Origin of the sequence: Thiomonas sp., assembly GCF_034007205.1 — a bacterium.
In the GTDB taxonomy this organism is placed as follows: Bacteria; Pseudomonadota; Gammaproteobacteria; order Burkholderiales; family Burkholderiaceae_C; genus Thiomonas.
In genome coordinates this window covers 162691-182758 of sequence record NZ_JAVERI010000001.1, presented here as the reverse complement: position 1 = coordinate 182758, position 20068 = coordinate 162691, and the positions used below count along the sequence as shown (strand labels likewise).

Genomic DNA, 20068 nt, shown 5'->3' with positions numbered 1-20068 from the left:
CGTCCGCCCGAGCGGCAAAGAAAAACGTGAGGGAATCATGCGGAAATGGGAGTAGTGTCCGACATGGCCGAAGCCGGGGACTGAAAGCGTGGATCGGCCAGCACTGCGTCCAGCAATGCCTCTTTGAGCGAGTCGAGACCGGCGCCCGTCAAGGCGCTGACGGCAAACCGCGGCATGCTAGCACGCGCCTGGACGTCATCGGGTGGGGTGTGACCGTTTGTAACCACAAGGTTCACGGGCAACAGATCAGACTTGTTGAAGATCAAGAATTGTGGAATGTCGTCCGCACCGATTTCCTGCAGCACTGCGCTGACCTCGTCCATCTGCTCGCGCAACACCTGAGAACTCGCATCGACCACGTGCAGCAACAGATCGGCCTGCAAGGTGTCTTCCAGCGTCGCCTTGAAGGCCTCGATCAAGGTGTGCGGCAGGTCGCGAATGAAACCCACCGTGTCGGACAGGGTGACGTTGACCTGCGGGGCCAGATACAGCTTGCGCGTCGTCGTGTCGAGCGTGGCGAAGAGCTGGTTGGCTGCGTAGATTTTCGACTTGGTCAGCGCATTGAACAGCGTGCTTTTTCCCGCATTGGTATAGCCCACCAGCGCGACGCGAAACGCCCCGGTGCGCCCACGCGCGCGGCGCTGGGTCATGCGCTGGCGACCCAGTTTGCCCAGACGCACCCGCAGCATCTTGATCTTGTCGTCGAGCATCCGGCGGTCGAGTTCGATCTGCTTTTCACCCGGGCCGCCGCGCAGCCCGATGCCGCCGGTCTGCCGCTCCAGGTGCGTCCAGCCGCGCACCAGGCGTGTGGCCAGGTGTTCCAGCCGGGCGAGTTCGACCTGCATCTTGCCTTCGGCGCTCTGTGCGCGCCGGGCGAAGATTTCGAGGATCAGGCCGGTGCGGTCGATGACGGGCCTGCCCAGCGCCTTTTCCAGATTGCGCTGCTGGATCGGGCTGAGCGCATTGTCGAAAATGATGGTGTCCGCCGAAGTGGTGCTGACCAGTTCGCTCAATTCACCCAGCTTGCCCGAGCCGATGTAAGTGGCCGCATCCGGCCGTGCCCGCACGCAGGACATCTCGCCCGCCAGCGCATAACCGGCCGACGTGCTGAGCTGCTCCAGCTCGGCCAGCGCATCGTTTGCGGAGGGACGCCGCTGCTGCACGCTGACCAATGCGGCGCGCTCAGGGCTCTCGGTCGGCCCTTCAGGCTGCGGGTGCTTCTTGCTCACCGATCTGGAAGGAAACGGGACGTGCCGGAACGACGGTGGAGATGGCGTGTTTGTAGACCATCTGGGTCACGGTATTGCGCAGCAACACCACATATTGATCGAAGGATTCGATATGGCCCTGCAACTTGATGCCATTGACCAAATAGATCGACACCTGGACATGCTCTTTGCGCAGCAGGTTCAGAAAGGGGTCTTGTAGCAACTGCCCTTTGTTACTCATTTTCTTCTCCATAGGGGTGAGGAAAGCTTAAATGGCATTCATGGTCTGGAATGCAAGAGGCTGGAAAATACCATAGTGTCCGCGCAGGCCGCCGTGCTGCGGCCATCAAACGTCGCGCGCATAGGGATTGGTGGTGCTGCGGTATTCCACCCGCAAAGGGGTGCCTGCAAGATCGAATTTTTCACGCAATCGGCCTTCCAGGTAGCGGGTGTAGCTTGCAGGCACCCGGTCGAGGGCGCTGCCATGAATCACGATGATGGGGGGGTTGGTGCCGCCCTGGTGCGCGTAGCGCAGCTTGGGCCGCACCGGGCCGGAACGCGGCGGCTGTTGCTGCGCCACGGCCTCGATGATGGCGCGGGTGAGCTTCGGAGTGGGCAGTTTGCGGTAGGCCGCGGCGTGGGCGGCGATGACCGATTTCATCAGCCCGTTCAGGCCCGCGCCGGTGCGCGCGGAAATGCTGTGGAACTTGGCAAAGCCGACGAAGGGCAGACGCTGGCGGATGGCGGCCATGAGGCGTTCGCGCCCGTAGGTGTCGACTGCGTCCCACTTGTTGGCCGCCAAAACGAGCGCCCTGCCCGCCTCGACGGCGAAGCTGGCGATATGCGCATCCTGGTCTGAAACGCCTTCGGTGGCATCGAGCAGCAGCACGACGACATTGGACTGCTCGATGGCCTGCAGCGTCTTGATGACCGAAAACTTCTCCACCGCCTCGAACACCTTGCCCTTGCGCCGCAGACCCGCGGTGTCGATCAGGATGAACTTGCGGCCGTCGCGCTCGAACGGCACTTCGATCGCGTCGCGCGTCGTGCCCGGCAGGTCGAACGCGATCACCCGCTCCTCGCCGACCAGGGCATTGACCAGGGTGGACTTACCCACATTCGGACGCCCGGCGATGGCCAGACGCAGGCTGTGCACGCGCGGCGGCGCGGCTTCAAGGGCGGGGCCGGCAGCGGCATCGGCGTCGCCGGCAGCGACCACGGATTGCTGCACCTCCTCGGCGGATTCGCGGGGCAGAGTCTGCAGAATGCGCTCCAGCAGATCGGGCACCGAGTCGCCGTGGGCGGCGCTGATGGAGAATGGCTCGCCCAGACCGAGTTCGTGGAATTCGGCCAGCGCCGGGTGGTTGTGGCGTCCTTCCGCCTTGTTCACCGCCAGAAGAATCGGTTTGCCGGTCTTGCGCAATTCGGCGGCGATATGCAGGTCTTGCGGGCTCAAACCCGTGCGCAGATCGACCAGGAACACCACCAGATCGGATTCGGCGATGGCCTGGCGCGTCTGCCGCGCCATCTGGTGCACGATGCCGGTGTCGACCACGGGTTCGAACCCTCCGGTATCGACCACGATGACCGGCCGCTCCGCCATGCGCAGCATGCCGTAGTGGCGGTCGCGGGTGAGGCCGGGCATGTCGGCGACGATGGCGTCGCGCGAGCGCGTCAGGCGATTGAACAGCGTGGATTTGCCGACGTTCGGTCGACCCACCAGTGAAACGATGGGGGTCATGTGCAGATCAGTCGGGCACGAAGGCGTAGATCCCGCCCTTGGCCGTAACGACGATCATGGTCTTGCCCACCACCACCGGAGCCGACTGGATGGCGCTGCCGTCGGTGGCCACGCGGCCGACGATGCTGCCGTCCTTGGCGGAGAGAAAGCTGATGTAGCCCTGGTAATCGCCCACTGCCACGGTGCGTCCGACCAATAGCGGCGCACTGAGCTGGCGATATTTGAGCTGCACATTGGTCCAGCTTGGCACGCCATCGGCCTCCGAATACGCCTGCACATCGCCGTTGGCCTGCGTGCCGACGACTTGCTGATCGTTCATGCTCAGCGCCGTGTAGCCGTTGGCCGTGCGCGTCCACAGAATGCGGCCGGTATCGGCATCCACGCAGCCCACGGCGGATTGATAGGCCCGGGCGCACAGCGTCGAGCCTTGCAGCGCCGGCTGTCCGGTGATGCCCACGACACGCTCGACTTCGGTCACACCCCGAGGACGTGCGAGGGTGGCCTGCCAGCGCGGCAGACCGTTGTCCAGATCGTAGGCATCGATGCGTCCAAGAGCCGTGCCGACCATGACCACGCCGTCGCGCTCCACCATGCCCCCGGCCTGCTGCACCAGCAGGGAGGCAGCGCGGCTGTCGGCCTGCCACAGGCGTTTGCCGGTCGCGGCGTCAAAGGCGAACACGCGCTGGTCTGCCGCCTGCACGACGATGCGCCCGCCGACGACCAAAGGCGGGGTGAGCACCGTGGCCGGCAACTGATAACGCCACAGCAACTGCCCCCTGGGCCCGATGGAAACGAGGCCGTTGCCCTTGTCGACCACGGCGGTAAAGATGCCGTCGCTTCCCGTCCCCGCGCTGATTCCTGCAGCCACTTTGGCCGACCACTCGACCTGCCCGGTGGCGCTGTTCAGGCGCACGACCTGTCCATCCGACGAGGCCACGACCACGGCATCAGGCAGCGTTGCCGTCTGGAACCAGGCCGGCACGGCGCCGATGCGCTGCGTCCAGACCTGTTTGACGGTCAGGATGTTGACCACGGGTGTGAGCGGCGCCGGCTCGGGCGGTTTGGAGCCCGAAGCGCAGGCGCCGAGTTGAGCGGCCAGCAGCAGCGGCAGGGCGAGGCGCGCCAGCCGCATGGCGCGCCGTTGCGAAACCGGGGAAAACCGAGGGGCCGCACTCATGCTGCACCTCCGCCGACCGACTGCAGTTTTTGCTCGATGGCGGCACGTTCGGACGAATCTGCGGGCAGCGCCTTGAGCGCCGCCTCGTAAGCCGTGCGGGCCGCGTCGCGCTGGCCTTGCAACAGCGCCAGATCGCCGCGGCGCACGTCGAACAGCGCGGTGAAAGTCGGCTCGGGGACGTCGGCCAGGGTCTTGTTCGCTTGCGCGTATTGTCTGGCGTCGATCTGCAGGGCCGAGAGATTCAGACGGGCGACCGCCCGCACGCTCGGCCCCGAAGCATGTTCGATGGCCCAGTTGAGCGCGGCGATGGCCTGGTCGTTTTTGCCCGCATCGTGCAGCGACTTGGCCACGGCCAGCGCGGCCATGCCGGCATAGGCGCTGCCCGGCGCCTTGCTCTGCATGACGGCCCAGGCCTGCTCGATCTTGTCGGGGTTGTTGCTCTGGATGGCGGCCTGCACCTGCTCGAACACCACGGCGGCCTTGGCGCCTTCATTGCGCTGCCACCATTGCCAGCCGTAATACCCGGCAAAACCGACCGCGACGGCCAGCAGACCCGCGGAAATCTGGGTGCCCCAGCGCTCCCAGAAATGACGCATCCGGGCGATCTGTTCTTGTTCTTCGAAGTTGTAGCTCATGGGAAGATGCAGGACGAAAAGCCGTTATTTTAGGTAGGTCAGTCAGAGCAAGTCGCAAACCAGCGTCTGGATCGGCTCCAGCGGCACGAGACGCTGCTGCCCGTGCTGCTCATGAGAAAACGCCGGGCCGCCCCAAGTTTTCTCATCCCCCTCGGGGGGCGGCCGCTGCAAAGCGGCGGCCTGGGGGCGCTCTGCGCGCAGATCCTTGAGACCGACCTGGCCCGACTGCATTTCCTGCTCGCCGAACACCAGCGCCCAGCGCGCGCCGCTGGCATCGGCCTTTTTCATTTGCGACTTCATGCTGCCGCCGCCCATATGCAGTTGCACCCGCACCCCGGCTGCGCGCAAGGCCTCGCACAGCGGCATGACGCGCGGCATCAACTCGGGGCTGGTCAGCACGGCGTAGGCGTGCGGTGCGCTCACGGGCACGCTGCGGCCCGCCTCGATCAGCAGTTCGAGCACGCGCTCCACACCCAGCGCCCAGCCGCAGGCGGGAGCGGGCTTGCCGCCGATCTGCTCGATGAGCCCGTCGTAGCGGCCTCCCGCACAGACCGTGGCCTGCGCGCCCAGCCGGTCGGTCACCCACTCGAATACCGTGAGGTTGTAATAGTCCAGCCCGCGCACCAGTCGCGGGTTGATCGTGAACGGCTGCCCTGCTGCACGCAGCAACGCCTGCACGCCCTCGAAATGCGCCAGAGACGCCTCGCCGAGATGGTCGATGAGCCTGGGAGCCGCCTCGACCAGCGCCTGCATGGCCGGATTCTTGGTGTCGAGCACGCGCAGCGGATTGCTGTGCAGCCGACGCCGGGCATCTTCATCGAGCTGGTCGAGGTGTTTTTCGAGATAGGCGATGAGTGCCACGCGATGACGCGCCCGCTCGTCGGCCTGGCCGAGACAGTTGATTTCGAGCCTGACCTGTTCGCTCAGGCCCAGGCGCGCCCAGAGCTGACGCGCCATCAGAATGAGTTCGACATCCGCATCCGGCCCGGCAAAGCCCAGCGCCTCGGCGCCGACCTGATGAAACTGGCGGTAGCGCCCGCGCTGCGGCCGCTCGTGGCGGAACATCGGCCCGCTGTACCACAGCCGCTTGCCGCCGTCGTACAGCAGCGAATGTTCGATGCACGCGCGCACCACCGCTGCCGTGCCTTCAGGTCGCAGCGTCAGCGGCTCGCCATTGAGCGCGTCGGTGAAGCTGTACATCTCCTTCTCGACAATGTCGGTCACTTCGCCGATGCCGCGGACGAACAACGGGGTGTATTCGAGAATCGGCGTGCGCAGATTCTGGTAGCCGTAGCTGGCCATGAGCGCGCGCACCTGCTCCTCGAACCACTCCCAGGCCGCCGATTGGGGCGGCACGATGTCGTTCATGCCTTTGACGGCATTGATTCTGTCTGCCATGTTTGTTTGTTTCAATCCGCGCCAGGACTCGCCGGGCGAAACCGCACAGAAAAATTAGACCCCTGCTGTGCTTGATGATTGCCCTGAATGGGGAGGTCTCCAACCGGAGTTTGTTTTCGATGAAATTCAAGCCGCCTGTTCAGGATGGCCAGGATGGCGATGGGGCGCGCCGTAGCGCTGCTCTACATATTGCTCGACGATGCGCTGGAACTCGGCGGCGATGTTGTCGCCACGCAGGGTCAGGCGCTTTTCGCCGTCGATGAACACCGGCGCGGCCGGGGCTTCGCCCGTTCCGGGCAGGCTGATGCCGATGTCGGCATGCTTGCTCTCGCCGGGGCCGTTGACGATGCAGCCCATGACCGCCACGCGCATCTGCTCCACGCCGGGGTAGCGGCTGCGCCAGACGGGCATCTGCGCGCGCAGAAAGGCGTCGATGCTCTGGGTCAGTTCCTGAAAGAAGGTACTGGTGGTGCGGCCACAGCCGGGGCAGGCGGTGACGCTGGGGGTGAAGGCGCGCAAACCCAGCGCCTGCAGGATTTCCAAAGCCACCACCACTTCCTGGCTGCGCGGCGCATTGGGCTCGGGGGTGAGCGACACGCGGATGGTGTCGCCAATGCCCTCTTGCAGCAGCACCGCCAGCGCTGCGGTCGAGGCCACCGCACCCTTGACGCCCATGCCGGCCTCGGTCAGGCCCAGGTGCAGCGGATAGTCGCAGCGCGCCGCCAGGGCGCGGTACACGGTGATGAGATCCTGCACATTGGAGACCTTGCACGACAGCATGACCTGCGCCGCCTCCATGCCCAGCTCGCAGGCGCGCTGCGCCGATTCCAGCGCCGAGAGCACCAGCGCCTGCGCCATGATCTGCCGCGCCTCGTAAGGCTGGGCACGGCGGGCGTTGGCATCCATCAGGCTGGCCAGCAGCTCCTGATCGAGACTGCCCCAGTTCACGCCGATGCGCACGGGCTTGTCGTGGCGCAGCGCGATGTCGATCATCTGGCTGAACTGCCGGTCTTTTTTCTCGCCCTTGCCGACGTTGCCCGGGTTGATGCGGTACTTGGACAGGGCCTGCGCGCAATCGGGAAACTCGCTCAGCAACCGATGGCCGTTGTAATGAAAGTCGCCGATCAGCGGCACCGAAATGCCCATGCGGTCGAGCTGCTCGCGAATTGCGGGCACGGCGGCCGCGGCCTCGGGCGTGTTCACCGTGATGCGCACCAGTTCCGAACCCGCCGCAGCCAGTTCCTTGACCTGAATGGCGGTGCCAATCGCGTCGGCCGTATCGGTATTGGTCATCGACTGCACGCGCACCGGCGCATCGCCGCCCACGGTCACGACCTGGTCGCCCCAGGCCACGCGCGCCTGAAGCGTGCGGTGGCGCGCGGGCACGGCTTCGGGAATGGGAGGATCTAGAAGTTCCATGAATGATTTTGATTTACTTCAGGGTGAAGCGCGCGACATTCGCTCGCGTAGCCGGCGCAAGATCGACGGGTTTACCCGCGTAGGTCACCGTGGTATGCGGCGCGTTGCCGACCACGACCGACAAAGGCGTGCTCCCCAAGGGTACTTGTACGCTCTGCGACGCACCGGCTGGCAGGAGTTGCGAAAAAATCACCCGGCCATTGCTGGCAGTGACTTGCACCCAGCTTGGCGCACTTGCCGCCAATTGCAGCACATTCCCCGAGTCGGCGCCGCCTGCGGCAAATGCTGCGGACGGTGCGGATGATGCAGATGGCGCAGACGCCATCCGCACGGACGGCGAGGCGGCTGGCGCAGGCGCCGTCTGCAAAGCCAGCGGCGATGAGCCGAGGTGTGCAGGTCCAGACGCGGCCTGCACAGCCGGATGCGATGCGACGGGCGGCACGCTTTGCGCCATGCCCTGTCTGGTTTCTTGAGGTTTCACCGCGCCCGGCATCAGCCCCTCGGTCCAGCCCCGCAAGGCGGGCCAGAAAAACACCAAGGCGGCCAGCGCAATGATCAACACCGCCAGCCAGAGCAGGCCACGCGATCTGGGACCGGCGCCCGCAGCGCGGGGCAAAGGACGCTCCGGCACGCGCTGCGCCAGATCGCCCCCCTGCTCTTCGGCCATCGGGCTATGCAGCACCGGCGCGCCAGGCAGGAGGTCGAGCAAGGGCTGCGCATCGATTTTGAGCGCCTTGCAACAACTGCGCAGCAGCGCGCGCCCGAACGTGTCGTCGGGCAGCGCAGACCAGTCGCCCGCCTCCAGCGCAGAAATCTTTGCCGGGGACACCTTGAGCTGCGCCGCCAGCTCTTCGACATTGCGCCCGGCCGCCATGCGCGCCTCGCGCAGGGCCGCGCCCACCTTGACGCGGCTGGCGATCAGTTCCGGGGCGAGTTCAGTCATGCCGGATCAGTAGTTCAGCAGGGTGGAATCATCGAACCGCCCCTGCTGCGCGGCGATGGCTTCACGCGAATCGGGAAAGCGCTGTTCGAGCTGGTTGGTCCACTGCGCCGCTTCCAGCGGATTGCCCGCCTTGCGCGCAATGAGTATGCCGATCCACAGCGATTGGGCGCTGGCGTACTGACCGCCGTTGACACGGGCGATGTAGAACAACGCCTCCTTGGGCTTGCCCAGGCGATCGAGCACCACCGCCAGATTGGTGGCCAAAGCCGGGCTGCCCGGATCGAGCGCGAAACCCTTTTTGAGCGTGCCCTCCGATGCGGCCCAGTCTCCAGCGCGGTATTGGCACACGCCCAGCGCCAGATAAGTCCGCACCGGATAGCGGTAATTCGGGATGGACAGCGCCTTGTCAAACTGGGCGAACGATTCCGGGTAGCGACGCTGCTGGCAGAGGAACCAGCCGTAGTTGTGCAGCGCATCGGGATTGGTGGGCGCCAGGCGCAGCGCTTCGCGGTAATTGGCCTGCGCCTTGGCGCTGTCGTTCAGCGCCGTGTAGATGAGCGCGCGCATGGTGTAGGCGGGCACGAAATCTGACTTGTCCGCCAGCGCCTTATTCACTTCTTCGAGCGCCACCTGGAATTGACCGCGCTGGTAATAGCCCTCGGCCAGTTCCAGCCGCACCTGCACGCGCTTGAGCACATCGGTCTGCTGCGTGCTCAGGGCCGCACCCGATCCCATCTCCGCCGCGCTCTGCGTCTGCGTCGCGCAACCGCCCAGCAGAGAAGCGCCCGTCATCAGCAGAGCGAGCACGGCGCCGCGCCAGACCGCAACGCGGGACCGCGCCCAGAGATTCAGCAACATGGACGAAGACATGGGCAAAGTCTCCATGGGCAAAGTCCCCCTCAATGATGACCCAGGCCGGCTGCGGTCGGCGTGGCAGCGGCCCGCTGCATGCGGATGACGCGGCGGGTGCGATCCTGCACCTCGCCCGCGAGCTGACCACAAGCCGCGTCGATGTCGTCGCCGCGGGTCTTGCGCACGGTCGTGACCAGACCCGCATCGAGCAGCACCTGGGCGAACGCCGCGACCCGCGCGGTGGAAGACCGCCCAAGCCCGGACTGCGGGAATGGGTTGAACGGAATCAGATTGAACTTGCAGCCGACCTGCGCAGCGCGCACCAGCCGCACCAGTTCCTGCGCCAGCGCCGGGGTGTCGTTCACGCCGTCGAGCATGCAGTATTCGAAGGTGATGAAGTCGCGCGGCGCGAAGTCGAGGTAGCGCTTGCAGGCACAGAGCAATTCGTGCAGCGGATACTTGCGATTGAGCGGCACCAACTCGTCGCGCAGCGCATCATTGGGCGCATGCAGCGAAACCGCCAGCGCCACCGGGCAGTCCTGCGACAGCCGGTCGATCATCGGCACCACGCCCGAGGTGGACACCGTGACACGGCGACGCGACAGGCCGTAGCCGTCGTCATCGAGCATGGCGCGCAGCGCGGGAAGCAGCGCGCCATAATTCTGCAGCGGCTCGCCCATGCCCATCATCACCACATTGGAAATGGCGCGTTCGCCGAAGGGCAGGCCGAGTTCGCGCCGCATGGTGAACTCGGCATGCCAGAGCTGGGCCAGGATTTCCCAGGTCTGAAGGTTGCGGCTGAAGCCTTGGTGACCGGTGGAGCAGAACTTGCAGTTCACCGCGCAACCGGCCTGCGAAGACACGCACAGGGTGTTGCGCTGCGCCTCGGGAATGAACACCGCCTCGACGGCATCGCCCTGCCCCACGTCGAACAGCCATTTCACCGTGCCATCGGCCGAGCGCTGCTCGCTGAGCACGGGCAGCGCCGAAACCTGCGCGTACTCACGCAAGAACTGGCGCAGCGGTTTGGCCAGATCGCTCATGGTCTCGAAATCGGCCACGCCCTTCTGATGCATCCAGCGAAACACCTGCCGTGCGCGAAAGGCGGCATGGCCGTGACGCGCGAACCACTCCACCAGTCCATCGCGATCGAACTGGAGAAGGTTGGCAGAGGTCAGGTCAGCGGACATGGACGCTGTTTCGGCTCAAAATCAACGGGAATGAATCGCCATCGCCGGGAAGAAGAAAGCGATTTCCTGAGCCGCGGTTTCCGCCGCGTCGGAGCCATGCACGGCGTTGGCATCGATGCTGTCGGCAAAATCGGCGCGGATGGTGCCGGGGGCTGCTTTTTTCGGATCGGTCGCGCCCATCAGATCGCGGTTCTTGAGAATGGCGCCTTCGCCTTCGAGCACCTGCACCATCACCGGGCCGGAGATCATGAAATCGACCAGATCCTTGAAAAACGGGCGCTCCCGATGCACCGCATAAAACGCCTCGGCTTCGGCGCGCGACAGGTGCATCATGCGTGCGGCGACGATCTTCAGCCCGGCCGATTCAAAACGGGTGTAGATCTGCCCGATGACGTTCTTGGCGACGGCGTCGGGCTTGATGATGGAGAGCGTGCGCTCGAGGGTCATACCTGGCTCCTGAAATCAAAGGTCAATCCGCGATTGTAGACAGCGCCTGTGACGCGCCGTTTGGCCGAGCGCCGAATGGGGGTTCAGCCGGGGGTTCAGCGCCCGCCGCGATTGCCGCCACCACGCCGACGCCCGCCCCCGCCTGCACGGTGCATCCCAACGTCTTGATGGATATAGCCGAAACTGGTTTTCATCGGATCGGGCTGCGAACCGCCCTGTTTGCCGCCCTGCGCGCCGCCTGATTTGCGCCGAGGTTGGCCAGCGGGCTTGTTCCCTGTCGAGAAGTTGCCTTCGCCTGCCCAGGAACCGCCGCCGCTGCGAACGACCGGGCTCTTGCCGAACAGCGCCTCGACCGTGGTGCGGGCATAGCTGTCCGGCCCGGGCTGCTGCTGGCCCCCGCCCTGCCCCTTGCCGCGTCCGCCGCGGCTGCTGCTGCGACTGTCGTTGCGGCGTCTGCCCTGATCCTGTCCGTTTGCGCGACGCGCCGGGCGATCTCCCGCGTCGGAAGGCGCTTGGCCATTGCGGCCTTGCAGTTGCTGCACGAGCGCCTTGTCGAGTTCGACGAAATCGCCGCGACGCAGCCCTGCGGGCAACATGACACTGGCATAGCGCACCCGGATGAGGCGGCTGACCGTCAGTCCGACGGCCTCGAACATGCGCCGCACTTCGCGGTTGCGGCCCTCGGCGATGACCACGCGCCACCAGCGGTTGGCCCCCTCGCCCCCGGCTTCTTCGAGGCTGAGAAAACGCGCCGGGCCATCGCCCAGTTCCACGCCCTCAAGCAACTTGTCGCGGGTTGCAGCGTCGAGTTCACCCAGCACGCGCACGGCGTATTCGCGTTCCGCCCCATAACTCGGATGCATCAGCCGGTTGGCCAGGTCGCCCGAGGTGGTGAACAGCAGCAGACCTTCGGTATTGATGTCCAGTCTGCCTACCGCCGTCCATTTGGCCCCTTGCAGCCTGGGCAGATGTTGAAACACGGTGGGGCGCCCCTGCGGATCCTTGAACGACACCACTTCGCCCGTCGGCTTGTGATAGGCCAGCACCCGCGACTGCGCAGGCCGCAGGCGGCGCTTGATGATCTTGCCGTTGACGCGAATCTGGTCGGTGGGCAGGATGCGTTGACCCAGATGGGCGGGTTCGCCGTTGACCGAAACCCGTCCGGCCAGAATCAGGTCTTCCATCTCGCGGCGCGAGCCCACGCCGCTTTGCGCCAGCACCTTGTGCAGCTTGGGCGCGTCTTCGGCCGGCGCCAGCACGCGGCGCACGATCTCGGCGCTTTCCGCCGCCTGGTCGTAGGCGCCGGAAATGACGTCCTGAATCTGCACCCCCGCCAGCGGCGGATGCAGGCCAGCCGCTGGCTGCGTTTCGACCGGTTGCGGCGGCTGCGGATCGGTCTGCTTGCTCGCGCCTTTCGGCGCACGCGGCGGACGCTTGGATTCGCGCGCCTGCGGCGGCTGCATCTGTTCCATCTGCGGGCCTGACTCGACGGCGCCGGAACCTTCCGTCACTTCCCCGGCGGGTTCGGTCGGCAGGACGGCCAATGCTTCGGCAGAGGACGGCGCGGACATCGCGTCGATCTGCGGTGCGGCGCCTTCCTCGACGGCGACTGCGGTCTTGCGCGGAGCGCGCCGCGAGGTGGCGCGCGTTTTACGCGCTGGAGGCGTTTCGGCCTTGTCCTGCGCGACCTCGGAGGGGACGTCGAGTTCGGATGAATCAGTCGGGTCGGATGGGCTCATGGCGGGGATCGGTGTGTGAAGTCGTCGTTGGACAGCGCGCCCGCGGGCGCGTCGGGGGATGCACAAGCCGCCAGTTCAGCCTGGGCCGCAATGCCAGACGGGCGGTCGGGTTCGTCGGGTTCGGATCCATCCCGGGAGCGGACTGGGGCCGTGGCACTCGACCCCGTGGCTGGCAAGAAAACCTGGGGCGGCCCGGCGTTTTCCAGAGAGCGGGGCGCTTGGGCGTTCGGATCTTCTTGCGCCTCTGCGGTGCACGCGATTTCCGGCAGCCGTTGCTGCAAGCCGTCGAACTGCGGCAAGGCCTGCGCGCGTTCGCCCAAGGGCGGCAGCGCGTCGAGGGTCTTCAAGCCAAGGTCATCGAGAAACTGCTGCGTGGTGGCGAACAGCGCGGGCCGCCCCGGCGCTTCACGGTGGCCGATGACCTCGATCCAGCCGCGTTCTTCAAGCTGGCGAATGATCTGGGTATTGACCACGATGCCCCGGATTTCTTCGATATCGCCGCGGGTCACGGGTTGACGATAGGCGATGATAGCCAGCGTTTCCAGCACCGCGCGGGAATATTTCTGCGGCTTCTCGGGATAGAGCCGATCGAGGAAAGGCTGCATCTCCGCCCGGCTTTGAAAACGCCAGCCCTGCGCCAGTTGCGTGAGCTCGATGCCGCGATCCTGCCAGTCGCGGCGCAATTCGTCGAGCAGCGCGCGCACGGTCTCTGCGGCGATCGTGTCGTCGAACAGGCGCCGCAGCTCGGCGACGGAAAGGGCTTGAGAAGCACAGATCAGCGCGGTCTCAAGGACGCGCTTGGCCTCTTGCGTGTTCATAGATACCCGGTAAAGGGCGACATCAGCCGGAATGATTCGTCCGCCGTGCCGCAGGCGCCCGAAGGCGGGCGCGAAGTGTCGGTGCGTGGCACCCAATGAGTCGAGCGGCGATTTTAGTACGTCTGTGCAGCGCGCCTGCCGTTCATGCTTCAGGCGGCGCGCGTGATCTCTGCGGGCACGGGCGGATAGAACGCATCGGCATGCAGGTCGCGCTCGGTCAGGCCGCGCTGCAGCAAGGAGGCGCTGATGGCCTCGACCATGGCAGGCGGCCCGGCGAGATAGACCTTGGAGCCCGCAAAATCGGCGACCTGTTCGAGCAGATGCAGCGCCAGCGGGCGATGTACCGCCTGAGGGGGATCACCGGCCTGTGCCTCGTCCAGCGACAGGTGATAGCTGAAGTTGCGGTGGCTGCGGCGCATCTGCTCCATCTGCTCCAGACCATAGACGTCGGCCTGATTGCGAAATCCCGCAAACAGCACCACGGGTTCGAGCTTGCCGTTGTCCAGCGCCGTGCGCACCACGCTGAGCATGGGCGCCAGGCCCGTGCCGCCGCCCACTGCGTACAGCGGCCCCTCGTGTCGCGGGCGAAAGTAGCTCGTGCCCATCGGCCCGCGCACCAGCAACTGCGAGCCGGGCCGTATCACCGTGCCCAACAGACTGCTCAGCGCCCCGGTCGGCGTGCGGCGGATATGGAACTCCAGCATATCGTCATACTCGGCATCCACCGGCGTGCTGGCCATGGAGAAATCGCGCGCGATTTCCTGCCCGTCCACCTCGACCACGAGCTGCGCGTACTGGCCGGCGGAAAAAGTGAAGGGAATGCCGCCCATGTCGGCGAACTCGATGTGCAGCCGCAGCGCGAAGATGTCCTGCGTCAACGGCTCCAGCGCCGCCACGCGGCACAGCAATTTGCGTTCGGGGTGCGCGATCAGATCGTCGCTGTCGATCAGCCGGATGGTGATGTCTTCGCTCAGCAGGGCGCGACAGGCCAGGATGATGCCGCTGTCGCGCTGCGCATCGGGCAGCGCCTTGGGGTCGTATTTTTTCAGCTTGACCCGACCCGACTCCAGCACGCACTTGCAAGACCCGCACTCCCCCGACTTGCAGGAGTAACGAATGGGCACCTGATGCCGCCGCAACAGCTTGAGCAGGTTCTCGTCGGGGTCGGCGAGCAGATCGGTTTCCGAAGGGAGAATGTGGACTCGGGGCATGGAACGGATGCTCAAGAAACTCGCCGGGCCGCTCCAGGAGTTTCCTGGTCCACCTCGCGGCTTGCAAGCCGCTCGGATTCGGCGCCGTCCAAACTGCCGCAGGGCAGCTTGGAGCCGCGGGCCTCATCCCTTGAGGGGAGAACCGAGCCAAGCGAAGGTTTTCGGGGTGGGCTTATTCAGATGGCGACATCGCCCGTTTCGCCGGTGCGGATGCGCATGACCTGCTCGATGTTGGTGACGAAGATCTTGCCGTCGCCGATCTTGCCGGTGCGCGCCGCCTTGACGATGGATTCGACCGCCCGCTCGACCTGGTCATCCATGACCACGGCCTCGACCTTCACCTTGGGCAGAAAGTCCACCACGTATTCGGCGCCGCGGTACAGCTCGGTGTGCCCTTTCTGCCGGCCGAAACCCTTGACCTCGGTGACCGTCAGACCGGTGACCCCGATCTCGGCCAGGGCCTCGCGGACCTCGTCGAGCTTGAACGGCTTGATGATGGCGGTGATGAGTTTCATCCTGGGGCTCCTCGGTGTGATTGAAGACGGAATTTAACTGCCTGCGGGCATTTCGACAGAAATCAGAACGATTCCCGGAATTTCGAGGTGATCGGATAGCGCCAGTCGCGGCCGAATGCGCGGTGCGTGATGCGAATGCCCGGAGGCGCCTGCCGCCGCTTGTATTCGGACAGTTTGAGCAGATGCACCACCCGTTCGACGTCGGCGCGGGAGTAGCCCGCGGCGAGCACGGTTTCCACCCGTTCGTCCTGCTCCATATAGCGCTGCAGAATGCCGTCGAGCACATCATATGGCGGCAGGCTGTCCTGATCGGTCTGGCCGGCACGCAACTCGGCGCTGGGCGCGCGGGTGATGATGCGCTGCGGGATGACCTCGGTCTCGCCCCTCGCGGCCGCATGCGCGTTGCGCCAGCGCGCCAGTTCCCAGACCAGCGTCTTGGTCACATCCTTGATCACGGCAAAACCCCCGGCCATGTCGCCGTACAGCGTGGCGTAACCCATGGCCATTTCGCTCTTGTTGCCGGTGGTCAGCACGATGCGCCCGCTGTTGTTCGACAGGGCCATCAGCAGGGTGCCGCGAATGCGGGCCTGGATGTTCTCCAGCGTGGTGTCACCCTCGCGCGGTTGAAGCAGGGGACCAAGCGTAGTCCGGAAAGCCCCGAACAGCGGGGTGATCGGCAGCACCTCGTACTGCACCCCCAGTCGCCGCGCCATCTCTGCTGCATCCATGAGCGACATCTGCGAGGTGAATTCCGAAGGCATCATCACCGCGCGCACCCTGTCGGCGCCGAGCGCATCGGCGGCGATGGCCAGCACCAGCGCCGAATCCGCCCCGCCCGACAGCCCGATGATCGCCCCCGGAAAGCCGTTCTTGCCCAGATAGTCGCGCACCCCGAGCACCAGCGCGGCGTACACCTCGGCATGGTCGGGCATCAAAGCCGCCACATGCGCCGGAGCCTGCCTGAGCACCTCGCCGCCTGAAATATCGATCCGCAAAACATCCTCGGCGAACTGCGGCGAGCGCGCCACGAGCCCGCCCGCGCGGTCGAGCACGAAAGACGCGCCGTCGAACACGATTTCATCCTGCCCGCCCACCATTTGCGAGGCCACCAGCGCCATGTCGTTTTCCAGGCAGCGCTGGCGCATCACCCGCTCGCGCTCGACGGTCTTGCCACGGTGATAAGGCGAGGCATTGAGCACCAGCAGCACCTGGGCGCCCGCAGCGCGGGCCTGGCGCGGCGCATTCGGCAGCCAGGCGTCTTCGCAGATGTTGATGCCGAAATGCGTGCCCCCGGCCTCGAACACCACCGCCTGGTCGCCCGGGGCGAAATAACGGCGCTCATCGAACACCTGATAGTTGGGCAACTCATGCTTGCAGTAGGTCGCCTCGATCACGCCGCCACGCAGCAGCGAAGCCGCATTGCAGGCCACCGCCTGCTGCGTCGAGGCCAGTCGCGGCGCGTCCGCCCCGGCCAGCGCCAGCGGATGGCCGACGACCAGCGCCAATTCCGGCAGATCCGACAGGTCATGCGCAAGCTGCTTCAATGCGGACGCACTGGCCCGAAGAAAGGCGGGACGGAGCAACAGGTCTTCCGGGGGATAGCCGGTCAGCGCCAGCTCCGGGGTGACGACCAGGCGCGCCCCCTGCCCATGGGCGCGCCGCGTCAGGCGGGCAATCAGCGCGGCATTGCCCGTGAGATCGCCCACGGTGGGGTTGCATTGCAAGACAGCGAGTTGGAGAGTCATGACCGAGGATTTTCGCACCGAGTTGTCGGACGCGGTGAGCGCACTGCCCGCAGCCGACTGGGAGCGCCTGGTCGGGGCCACGCCGGGCACCACGCCGTTCCAGCGCCACGCCTGGCTGAGCGCGCTGGAGCAAAGCGGCTGTGTCGGCGCAGATACCGGCTGGCAGAGCGTGGTCATTGCGCTGCGCGACAAAGGCGGGACGCCGGCCGCTGCCTGCGCGCTGTACGTGAAATCGCACTCCTATGGCGAATACGTTTTCGACTGGGCCTGGGCCCGAGCCTACGCCGAGCACGGCCTGCCCTACTACCCCAAGCTGCTGCTGGCCGTGCCCTTCACGCCCGTGGGCGGCGCCAAACTGCTGGGGCGCGACGCCAGCGCGCGTCAGGCGCTGCTCCGCGAGGTTCTGGCCATCGCCCGGCGCAGCGGGTTCAGTTCGTTTCATGCCCTGTTTCTCGACCCGCTGGAAGCGCGCTGGTGCGCCGAGCTGGGTCTGCTCGAACGCACCACCCTGCAATTCCACTGGCGCAATCCGCCCGCTGATGGCGCCGCGCCCTGGCCCGACTTCGAGGCCTTTCTCGCCAGCCTGCGGCACGACAAGCGAAAAAAGATCAAGCAGGAACAGCGCCAGGTGCGCGACGCCGGCGTCACCTTCCGCGCGCTGCCGGGAGCCGAAATCACGGCATCGCACTGGGACTTTTTCACCCGCTGCTACGACACGACTTACGCCCTGCACGGCTCCGAGCCCTATCTGAACCGCAGATTTTTTCACGCCATCGGCGCGCACATGCCCGAGCATTGCCTGCTGTTCGTCGCGCAGCGGGGTGACCAGCCCGTGGCCAGTTCGCTCGTCGTGCTCGACCCTCAAAGCCGCATCGCGTATGGCCGCTACTGGGGCGCCGTCGCCCACATTCCCGCCCTGCACTTCGACGCCTGTTACTACCAACCCATCGCCTGGTGTCTCGCTCACGGCTACACCACCTTCGAAGGCGGCGCGCAGGGCGAACACAAAATGGCGCGCGGACTGCAGCCCGTCGCCACCCGCTCGGCGCACTGGCTGGCGCAGCCACAGTTTGCCCGGGCGGTGCAAGACTATCTGCAGCGGGAAACAGCGGCGCTTGCGCAGCATCGGAACAACCTCCAGGAGCGCCTGCCGTTCAAGGAGGTGCAGTGAACCAGCGGTGCATCAGGCCCGCTGCGCCAACTGCTTTTCGATGAAGGCGAGCAAACCCGCGCTGGCCTGCTCCACCAGATCGAGCACCCGCTCGAAATCGCGTGCAGTGCCGTAATACGGATCGGGCACCGCCGCCACCGGCGCCTGCGGTGCGAAGCTCAGGAACAGGCGACAGCGCGGGGCAAACTGCGGCGGACACTGCCGTTCCAGCAGCGCGAGGTTGTCCCAGTCCATCGCCAGCAGCAGATCGAATCGGGCGAAGTCCTCCGGTTCCACCACCCGGGCGCGCAGACCCGAGAGGTCGTAGCCGCGCTCGAGCGCATGGCGCTGGCTGCGGCGATCGGGTGGCGAGCCGACATGAAAGGCATGGGTGCCCGCCGAATCGATGCGAACCCGCTTTTCCAGCCCGGCGTCGCGCACCCTGGCGCGAAACACCCCTTCAGCAGTCGGCGAGCGGCAGATATTGCCCATACAGACGAACAGCACGGAAAACTCGGACATGGTTGGACTCACAGGCATGCGGAAATTCGACAGGCGCCCTGCGCATTATCCGGGCGGTGACGCGCCCGAACCACGGGCTTGGCAAAGTGATGTCAACCCATTCACCGGGGCGCGCATTAAGCCCCTGATCCGGCTTGGATCGTTTTCATCCCAAACATTGAAAGGTGTTTCATCATGAAAAAAATTGTTGCCACCCTGTTCGCCTCCCTGTTTGCCACCGTTGCCATGGCGCAAACCCCGGCTCCGGCCGACCCCGCGGTCTCCAAGCCCGGGGTTCACAAGGCAGTGAAAAAAGAGCATCACAAAGTTGAGCACAAGAAAGTCGTGCACAAGGAAATGAAAAAGGAACAAAAGAAAGCCCAGTAAGGCCCGCATCCGGCCAGGGGCGCACTGAAAGCCCGTTCCCGGACTTCGGGCACTCCGGCATGACGGCGAAACCCGCCGCCTTGTCCGCCAAAATCCCCCGCGGCAGCACGCGCGGGGGATTTTTTCGTTCTGCCTCGACCAGCGAGCCGCCACGCCAGGAGACCGTCGGGCTTGGGGTGCGGAAGGCGAAAATGGGCGGTGTGGATGCCATGGGGCAAAAAGCCGCTGCCGCAGGGCGCCGCAACGTCCATTTGCAGCCCGCGATCCTCAAGTCCGACAGGCTCCTGGGAGCAAGTGCTCTTGAAATCCGGCAAGACACCCCCAAGATGAGAAGGTCATTTTTCATTCCTGCGCGCTTTAGTCGCGTTCGTGACCATGCAGACCGATCCCCAGACCCCCCCTTCCGAAGCCCCGCAAGCCTCTGAAAGCACGCATCAGGAGTTGATTCCCGAGCCCGTGCTGAGCGACGAGCTGGCGCAGGCGCAGGAAGAAATCGCCAAGCTCAACGACCAATTGCTGCGCGCCCGCGCCGAGGTGGAAAACATCCGCCGCCGCGCCGAGGAAGAAGCCGCCAAGGCCCGCAAGTTCGCGGTGGAGGGTTTTGCCGAGGCGCTGCTCCCGGTCAAGGACAGCCTGGAGGCGGCCCTGGCCGACACCAGCGGCAAGCCCGACGTGCTCAAGCAAGGCGTGGAACTCACCCTGAGTCAGCTCAAATCGGCCTTCGAGCGCAACCGTCTGCAGGAAATCGCGCCCGCAGCCGGAGAAAAATTCGACCCGACCCTGCACCAGGCCATTTCGGTGCAACCGGCCGAGCAGCCGTCCGGCACGGTGGTTTCGGTGCTGCAAAAAGGCTACCGACTCGCCGAACGCACCCTGCGCCCGGCGCTGATCACGGTCGCGCAATAAACCCTTGCTGGGGCAAGACTTGAATTCGCATGGCTTGAATTCACCACAGACCTCCTCATTTAATTCGTAGTCAAAATCAGCGCCCC

At 65.5% G+C, this 20068-nt stretch carries 20 protein-coding genes; 3 read left to right on the top strand and 17 right to left on the bottom strand.

The annotated features are described in order from the left end of the window. Positions 1–35 precede the first annotated feature (35 nt). From hflX to RBR52_RS00790, 16 genes are all read right to left on the bottom strand, one after another. Entirely contained in the window at positions 36–1229 is a 1194-nt protein-coding gene (hflX, locus tag RBR52_RS00865) for a GTPase HflX (RefSeq protein ID WP_320375285.1), read from the bottom strand. Continuing rightward, positions 1204–1449 carry an RNA chaperone Hfq gene (gene hfq / locus RBR52_RS00860; RefSeq protein ID WP_013123378.1) on the bottom strand — a complete coding sequence of 82 codons (246 nt, stop codon included), beginning with the start codon at positions 1447–1449 and terminating at the stop codon, positions 1204–1206. Before hfq ends, hflX begins: the two co-directional genes overlap by 26 nt. Before the next feature lie 105 nt (positions 1450–1554). Further along, positions 1555–2949, bottom strand: a complete 1395-nt coding sequence (der, locus tag RBR52_RS00855; RefSeq protein WP_320375284.1) for a ribosome biogenesis GTPase Der — start codon at positions 2947–2949, stop codon at positions 1555–1557. Between the two features lie 7 nt (positions 2950–2956). Further along, entirely contained in the window at positions 2957–4126 is a 1170-nt protein-coding gene (bamB, locus tag RBR52_RS00850; protein WP_320375283.1) for an outer membrane protein assembly factor BamB, read from the bottom strand. After that, positions 4123–4761 carry a tetratricopeptide repeat protein gene (locus RBR52_RS00845; RefSeq protein ID WP_320375282.1) on the bottom strand — a complete coding sequence of 213 codons (639 nt, stop codon included), beginning with the start codon at positions 4759–4761 and terminating at the stop codon, positions 4123–4125. The genes bamB and RBR52_RS00845 overlap by 4 nt, the downstream gene beginning before the upstream one ends. Before the next feature lie 42 nt (positions 4762–4803). After that, a complete protein-coding gene (hisS, locus tag RBR52_RS00840; protein ID WP_320375281.1) occupies positions 4804–6159 on the bottom strand; it encodes a histidine--tRNA ligase in 1356 nt (451 codons plus the stop codon). A 126-nt stretch (positions 6160–6285) separates the two neighbouring features. After that, positions 6286–7578 carry a flavodoxin-dependent (E)-4-hydroxy-3-methylbut-2-enyl-diphosphate synthase gene (gene ispG / locus RBR52_RS00835; protein WP_320375280.1) on the bottom strand — a complete coding sequence of 431 codons (1293 nt, stop codon included), beginning with the start codon at positions 7576–7578 and terminating at the stop codon, positions 6286–6288. A 13-nt stretch (positions 7579–7591) separates the two neighbouring features. Beyond that, complete coding sequence (locus RBR52_RS00830) at positions 7592–8521, bottom strand: helix-turn-helix domain-containing protein (RefSeq protein ID WP_320375279.1); 930 nt, start codon at positions 8519–8521, stop codon at positions 7592–7594. A 6-nt stretch (positions 8522–8527) separates the two neighbouring features. Then, the gene (gene pilW, locus RBR52_RS00825) at positions 8528–9391 is read right to left on the bottom strand and encodes a type IV pilus biogenesis/stability protein PilW (RefSeq protein ID WP_320375278.1); all 864 of its coding nucleotides are present in this window, start codon (positions 9389–9391) and stop codon (positions 8528–8530) included. Between the two features lie 29 nt (positions 9392–9420). Next, positions 9421–10563, bottom strand: a complete 1143-nt coding sequence (gene rlmN / locus RBR52_RS00820) for a 23S rRNA (adenine(2503)-C(2))-methyltransferase RlmN (protein ID WP_320375277.1) — start codon at positions 10561–10563, stop codon at positions 9421–9423. 21 nt (positions 10564–10584) lie between these two features. Continuing rightward, positions 10585–11010, bottom strand: coding sequence for a nucleoside-diphosphate kinase (ndk, locus tag RBR52_RS00815; RefSeq protein ID WP_320375276.1), 426 nt, complete (start codon positions 11008–11010; stop codon positions 10585–10587). A gap of 95 nt (positions 11011–11105) precedes the next feature. Next, positions 11106–12749 carry a 23S rRNA pseudouridine(2605) synthase RluB gene (rluB, locus tag RBR52_RS00810; protein ID WP_320375275.1) on the bottom strand — a complete coding sequence of 548 codons (1644 nt, stop codon included), beginning with the start codon at positions 12747–12749 and terminating at the stop codon, positions 11106–11108. Then, positions 12746–13567 (bottom strand): SMC-Scp complex subunit ScpB, encoded by an 822-nt coding sequence (gene scpB, locus RBR52_RS00805; protein WP_320375274.1) that lies wholly within the window; start codon positions 13565–13567, stop codon positions 12746–12748. Before scpB ends, rluB begins: the two co-directional genes overlap by 4 nt. Before the next feature lie 149 nt (positions 13568–13716). Then, positions 13717–14778 (bottom strand): 2Fe-2S iron-sulfur cluster-binding protein, encoded by a 1062-nt coding sequence (locus RBR52_RS00800; RefSeq protein ID WP_320375273.1) that lies wholly within the window; start codon positions 14776–14778, stop codon positions 13717–13719. Positions 14779–14954: 176 nt separating this feature from the next. Continuing rightward, complete coding sequence (locus RBR52_RS00795; RefSeq protein WP_320375272.1) at positions 14955–15293, bottom strand: P-II family nitrogen regulator; 339 nt, start codon at positions 15291–15293, stop codon at positions 14955–14957. 62 nt (positions 15294–15355) lie between these two features. Then, positions 15356–17038 carry an NAD+ synthase gene (locus RBR52_RS00790; protein WP_320375271.1) on the bottom strand — a complete coding sequence of 561 codons (1683 nt, stop codon included), beginning with the start codon at positions 17036–17038 and terminating at the stop codon, positions 15356–15358. On the opposite strand from RBR52_RS00790, the gene RBR52_RS00785 reads away from it, so the two are divergent. Continuing rightward, positions 17037–18209, top strand: a complete 1173-nt coding sequence (locus RBR52_RS00785; protein WP_320375270.1) for a GNAT family N-acetyltransferase — start codon at positions 17037–17039, stop codon at positions 18207–18209. The genes RBR52_RS00790 and RBR52_RS00785 overlap by 2 nt on opposite strands. 12 nt (positions 18210–18221) lie before the next feature. Here RBR52_RS00785 and RBR52_RS00780 read toward each other — a convergent pair whose 3' ends face one another. Beyond that, the gene (locus tag RBR52_RS00780; RefSeq protein ID WP_320375269.1) at positions 18222–18710 is read right to left on the bottom strand and encodes a low molecular weight protein-tyrosine-phosphatase; all 489 of its coding nucleotides are present in this window, start codon (positions 18708–18710) and stop codon (positions 18222–18224) included. Positions 18711–18884: 174 nt separating this feature from the next. Between RBR52_RS00780 and RBR52_RS00775 the strand changes: the two genes are divergently transcribed. Together RBR52_RS00775 and grpE are read left to right on the top strand one after the other, a co-directional pair. Further along, positions 18885–19076 (top strand): hypothetical protein, encoded by a 192-nt coding sequence (locus RBR52_RS00775; RefSeq protein ID WP_320375268.1) that lies wholly within the window; start codon positions 18885–18887, stop codon positions 19074–19076. Positions 19077–19451: 375 nt separating this feature from the next. Beyond that, complete coding sequence (gene grpE / locus RBR52_RS00770) at positions 19452–19982, top strand: nucleotide exchange factor GrpE (RefSeq protein WP_320375267.1); 531 nt, start codon at positions 19452–19454, stop codon at positions 19980–19982. Positions 19983–20068 lie beyond the last annotated feature (86 nt).